5 protein-coding genes are annotated in these 5,420 nt (G+C 68.0%); 1 reads left to right on the top strand and 4 read right to left on the bottom strand.

Features of this window, described 5'->3' with window-relative positions:
• Positions 1–216: 216 nt before the first annotated feature.
• The 4 genes from ACIKT0_RS12370 to glmM form a co-directional block, all read right to left on the bottom strand.
• Positions 217–975, bottom strand: coding sequence for an enhanced serine sensitivity protein SseB C-terminal domain-containing protein (locus ACIKT0_RS12370; protein ID WP_407105634.1), 759 nt, complete (start codon positions 973–975; stop codon positions 217–219).
• A gap of 48 nt (positions 976–1,023) precedes the next feature.
• On the bottom strand, positions 1,024–2,196 hold the full coding sequence (locus ACIKT0_RS12365; RefSeq protein WP_407105633.1) for a phosphoserine transaminase: 1,173 nt from the start codon (positions 2,194–2,196) through the stop codon (positions 1,024–1,026).
• Between the two features lie 195 nt (positions 2,197–2,391).
• Positions 2,392–3,156 carry an outer membrane protein gene (locus ACIKT0_RS12360; RefSeq protein ID WP_407105632.1) on the bottom strand — a complete coding sequence of 255 codons (765 nt, stop codon included), beginning with the start codon at positions 3,154–3,156 and terminating at the stop codon, positions 2,392–2,394.
• A 194-nt stretch (positions 3,157–3,350) separates the two neighbouring features.
• On the bottom strand, positions 3,351–4,697 hold the full coding sequence (gene glmM, locus ACIKT0_RS12355; protein ID WP_183395425.1) for a phosphoglucosamine mutase: 1,347 nt from the start codon (positions 4,695–4,697) through the stop codon (positions 3,351–3,353).
• A 336-nt stretch (positions 4,698–5,033) separates the two neighbouring features.
• Between glmM and ACIKT0_RS12350 the strand changes: the two genes are divergently transcribed.
• The gene (locus ACIKT0_RS12350; RefSeq protein ID WP_407105630.1) at positions 5,034–5,336 is read left to right on the top strand and encodes an EF-hand domain-containing protein; all 303 of its coding nucleotides are present in this window, start codon (positions 5,034–5,036) and stop codon (positions 5,334–5,336) included.
• Positions 5,337–5,420: the final 84 nt, after the last annotated feature.

The following is a 5,420-nucleotide window of genomic DNA, read 5'->3' as shown; positions in this document are numbered from 1 at the left end:
ACGCCGCTCCGCCCCGCATCCGCCCGCATCCGCCCGCGGCTCACCGCGCTGGAGATCGTGCTGATCGGATGGGGCTTGCCGTCAGGCCGAACGAGCCCGAGTTCGGCGAGCAAGGCAGCGATCTCCGACTGACCGCGACCGCGTCCGGCTGGTCTCGCCGGTCAGCTAGTCCGGATTTCGGCGAGACGCGGGCCCCGCGTCTCGCGTCGTGGGCCGTCAGGCCGGCTGCGGATCGTTCCGGCTGTAGAAGGGCTTGAGGTCCCGCGAGAAATACTCGTCGAGCGGGGAGCCCGGCACCTCCACGAAGTCGATGACGTCGGACGGCCGCGCGGCGGACTCCAGCACCTCGCCGACCCGGTCCAGGACGGCGTCGATGTCGCCTTCCGCCGTGAGGCCGATGACCAGGCGGCGCACCCCTTCGGAATCGGCGAACACCGCCTGGCCGATATGGGCCTTCTTCACCTCGGGGATCGTGGCGAACAGCGCGGCCAAGGGCGCGGTCAGATGGACCGGGGCCGGCGACGGTTCGCCGATCATCATCGGCGGCTCGTTCTCGGCGCCGTCGCCATCCTCGTCGTCATCCTCGAAGCCTTCGGCCGCGCGCTCGAAATCGCCGTCGAGCATGCAGGCGACGTCCTCGGCCATCAGTTCGCGGCCATAGTCCGAGCCAGGATTCAGCACGAAATTCGCGTCGTCGATCTGTTCGAGGATCTGCCGGAAGGTCTGCCGGACGACCTGCAGCTTCTCGTCGCCGAACATCGCCTTGATCCGGCTCTCCGAGCTGAAGACCGGCACGAAGGACAGATCGTCGTTGCTGACTTCCGGGACCACGTAGCCTTCACGCGCGTCGCCGCTGTCGATGAGGGCGAAGGCGAGCTCCGCGTCCAGCAGTTCCTTGAGGAACGCGGCGCGGTGCTCCGGCTGATCGGCGGCCCGGACCAGCGAGCGCTCGAGGTCGTTCTCGGGGGTGAACATCGGCGCTCTCCGGTTGCTTGCGCGGCCGCAGATGCGGCCGCAGGAACGTCACGCGGCCTTGGCGAGGCCAGGACGGAGTTCTGCGTAGGCCCAGTCGAGCCATTCGGTGAGCGCCGCGAGATCGGAGGCTTCGACGGTCGCGCCGCACCAGATGCGCAGGCCGGCGGGCGCGTCGCGATAGGCGCCGAAATCGTAGCCGACGCCCTGCGCCTCGATCAGGCCGACGAGCTGGTTGGCGAACGCCTTCTGCTCGGCCGCCGGCAGCGCCAGCACGGCGGGATCGACGATCCGCAGGCAGACGCCGGTGTTGGCGCGCGTCGCCGGGTCCTCGGCCAGGTTCTGGAGCCACGGCGTCCGCGCCACGTAATCGTGGATGACGGCGGCGTTGCGGTTCGCCCGCCCGACCAGCCCCTTGAGGCCGCCGACCGAGCGGCCCCACTTCAGCGTGTCGAGGTAGTCCTCGACGCAGAGCATGGAGGGCGTGTTGATCACGTCGCCCTGGAACAGCCCCTCGTCCAGCTTGCCGTCATGGGTCATGCGGAACAGCTTCGGCAACGGCCACGCCGGGACGTAGCTCTCCAGGCGCTCGACCGCGCGCGGCCCGAGGATCAGCACGCCATGCGCCGCCTCTCCGCCCATGATCTTCTGCCAGGAGAAGGTCACGACATCGAGCTTGGCGTAGTCGAGCTCCATCGCGAAGGCGGCCGACGTCGCGTCGCAGATCGTGAGGCCTGCGCGGTCCGCCGGGATCCAGTCGGCGTTCGGCACGCACACGCCGGCGGTCGTGCCGTTCCAGGTGAACACCACGTCATTGTCGAAATCGACGGCGGACAGGTCGGGCAGCTTGCCGAAGTCGGCGACCGTGGCCTTCACGTTCGGCAGGCGCAGCTGGGCCACGGCGTCCGTCACCCAGATCGCGCCGAAGCTCTCCCACGCCAGAACCTCGACGCCGCGCGCGCCGAGCAACGACCACATCGCCATCTCGACGGCGCCGGTGTCGGAGCCGGGCACGATCGCGATGCGGTGGCTCGCGGGCACTTCGAGCACCTCGCGCGTGAGGTCGATCGCCTCCTTCAGCTTGGCCCTGCCAAGCGGGGAGCGATGCGAACGGCCGAGCGCCGCGTCCTTCAGGGCGTCGAGCGACCAGCCGGGACGCTTGGAACAGGGGCCTGACGAGAAATTCGGGTTCTGGGGCCGCACGCGCGGGGCGACATTGGTCATTGCTGCATCCTCACGGACCGAACCACGAACGAACGCGGTTCGGAACGCTCCCTATCAGCCGGGCCCTCCCGCGCGTCAAGCCGCCAGGGGCCCGGGAGGCTGCAGGGCAGCCCTTCGGACGATAGCGGGGCGACCCAAAACGCAAAAAAGGCGGCGCTGACGCGCCGCCTTGATCACCGTGAGCGTCGGAAGGGCTCAGTCGAGCAGGTAGCGGAAGCCGACGCGGAACTCGTGGGCCTGGATGTCGTCGACCTTCACCCGGCCGGAGCCGCCGGCGGCCGCGATCGGCTTGGAGCGGGCCTCGCCCAGATCGACGAAGCGGTAGTTGGTGTCGATGATCAGGTTCTCGCTGACCTCGTAGCCGACGCCGGCCGTCAGGTTCCAGGCGAAGTTCCACTTGCCGTCGCCGGAATAGGACGGGTTGCCGGCCGAGTTCGAGCGGTAGTTGTGCACGTCGAGATAGGCCGCGCCGATGCCGCCGCCGACGTAAGGCGTGAAGCCGTAGTAGGTGCCGGCGTCGAAATAGGCGTTCGCGAAGATCGTGAACGCGTCGATCTTCATGGTCTCGCGGGACGTGCCGGAGCTGCCGCAGGGGCCGGGGCAGAACAGGCGGCCGCGGAAGCGCGAGCGGGTCTCGTAGTCCGCGGTGACGTCGGTGCGGAACCACTCGTTGAACCTGTAGCCCACGCCGCCGCCGAAGACGACCGCGTCGCCCATCTTCTCGCCGCTGAAGCTGCGGTTGCCGGCGAAGGCCGGGGCGTTGGTGTCGTAGCGAGCCTTGGGATCGCGGTAGACCTTGTAGCCGATGTCGCCGCGCAGATACCAGTTGGAGCCGAATTCGACGGGCTCGGGCGCCGGCTCGAGCAGCGGCGGTTCGGGAAGATCGGCTGCGCGGCTCGCGACCGGCGCGAGCGCGAGTAGTACCGCGCCGGCAAGCGCGTAGGTCGAGAGCTTGGCCATCCTGCCATGTCCTTGATCTGCGGCGCCCGCAACGGCGAGGCAGCGCATGTTCATCTCACGGATGGCACACTGGCAGGTAAGTCGTTAATGAGCGTTTAACCTTAACCTTTAACCGTGACGCCTCGACTACGCGGTGACTGTTGTTTCGCCGGCGCAACACATGGCGCCGACGAAGCGCGCGCAGTATCGGGACCTCAGGCGGCCACTCGGGTGATGACGTCGACGACGTCGTCGACGACGTGCGAGACGAGGTCGTGGTCGTCCCCCTCGGCCATCACCCGGATCACCGGCTCGGTTCCGGACGGCCGGATCACCAGCCGGCCATGCGCGCCCAGTCGCTCGGTGGCGTCGGTGATCGCGGCGCGGACCTTCTCGTCATCGAGCGGCCGGCCGGACTTGTAGCGCACGTTCTTCAGGATCTGCGGCAACGGCTCGAAGCGGTGGCAGACCTCCGACACCGGCTTGCCGGCCTTCTGCACCACGGCGAGCAGCTGCAGGGCCGCGACCAGCCCGTCGCCCGTGGTCGCGTAGTCCGACAGCACGATGTGGCCGGAGGGCTCTCCCCCGACATTGTAGCCCTGCGCCCGCATGCGCTCGACCACGTAGCGGTCGCCGACCGGGGTGCGCTCCAGCGTGAGGCCGATCGAGGCCAGATACCTCTCGAAGCCGAGGTTCGCCATCACGGTCGAGACCAGCCCCGGGGCGCTCAGCCTGCCCTCTTCGGCCCAGGAGGATCCCACGACCGCCATCAGCTGGTCGCCGTCGACGATCTGGCCCTTTTCGTCGACGATCATCACCCGGTCGGCGTCGCCGTCGAGCGCGATGCCGAGGTCGGCGCGGGTCTCGTGGACCTTGGCGATCAGGGCGGAAGGCGAGGTCGACCCGACGTCGCGATTGATGTTGACGCCATTCGGCTCGACGCCGATCGCCACCACCTCCGCGCCGAGCTCCCACAGCGCTTCCGGAGCGACCTTGTAGGCGGCGCCGTTGGCGCAATCGACGACGATCCGCAGCCCTTCAAGCGAGAGATTGCGGCTGACCGTCCGTTTCGCGAACTCGATGTAGCGCGCCTGCGCGTCGTCGATCCGCTTCGCGCGGCCAAGGCCCGCCGACGCCGCGAGCTTCGGCCCGAGATCCGAATCCAGCAGCGCCTCGATCTCCGCCTCAACCTCGTCGGACAGCTTGTAGCCGTCCGGCGCGAACAGCTTGATGCCGTTGTCGTCGTAGGGATTGTGCGAGGCCGAGATCATCACGCCGAGATCGGCGCGCATCGAGCGGGTGATCAGCGCCACCGCAGGCGTCGGCAGCGGCCCGACCAGCAGGACGTTGACGCCGACGGAGGTAAAGCCCGCCTGCAGGGCGCTCTCGATCATGTAGCCGGAAAGCCGCGTGTCCTTGCCGATGACGACGCGGTGGCGGTAGTCGCCGCGTCGAAAGGCGATGCCGGCCGCCATGCCGACCTTCAGGGCGAAGTCGGGCGTGATCGGGAACTTGTTGGCCCGTCCGCGGATGCCGTCGGTGCCGAAATATTTGCGCGTCATCAAGCGCTCCTGCATCGCGCGCGGCCGGCCGCGCGCTGCTCGTATCCTGTCACGGGGACGATACAGCATCGCAGTTCAAAAAGGATGAGCGAGGTCAAAGGGTATGGCGCCCGCACGGACGCGGCTCGCACTGAGCGCCCGAGAGGCCCGCAGGCGGCCTCGTATTGGGACAAGGGCGCAAGTTTATCTGCTAGTATATCCCGACAAAATTGGAAGCGCTTCCATTGATTAAACCTTGCGTCTGCCTCTCGCTTGCAGGGTCGTCAACAACGGCGACAGGACCGCGGCTCGCCAAAAGAGCCACGGCGCGTAAACAACGCAAGGGGAGAAGACGCCATGACCAGGATTATGGCCATCGCAACTGCGGCTCTGCTGCTTTCCGGGGCGGCGGCCTCGGCCGCCGCTTGGCCGGCCTTCGACACGCTCGATGCCGACGGCAGCGGCAGGATCAGCCGCGTGGAGTGGGAGAAGAGTGTCGGCACGCTGAAGCTCGATCCCGCCCCCACCTTCTCGGCGATGGACACCGACAACAACAACGGCGTCGACGAGGAAGAGTGGGCTGCGGCCGAGAAGCTGACGAAGGGCTACTCCGAGCGCTGCCGCGAGGCCTCCGCGTCCTGGTGCAAGGACGCCAAGTAACCGACGGAGATCCGATGGAGCAGGTGGTCCGCGTCGCGCGGACCCTCCGGCTGGAGCATGGCTTCAAGGGCTACATCCACCTCA

This window comes from Hansschlegelia beijingensis (assembly GCF_045505405.1).
GTDB classification, from domain to species: Bacteria; Pseudomonadota; Alphaproteobacteria; order Rhizobiales; family Methylopilaceae; genus Methylopila; species Methylopila beijingensis_A.
Note: the sequence above shows the minus strand (reverse complement) of the source record. Positions and strands in the feature narration are given on the sequence as shown.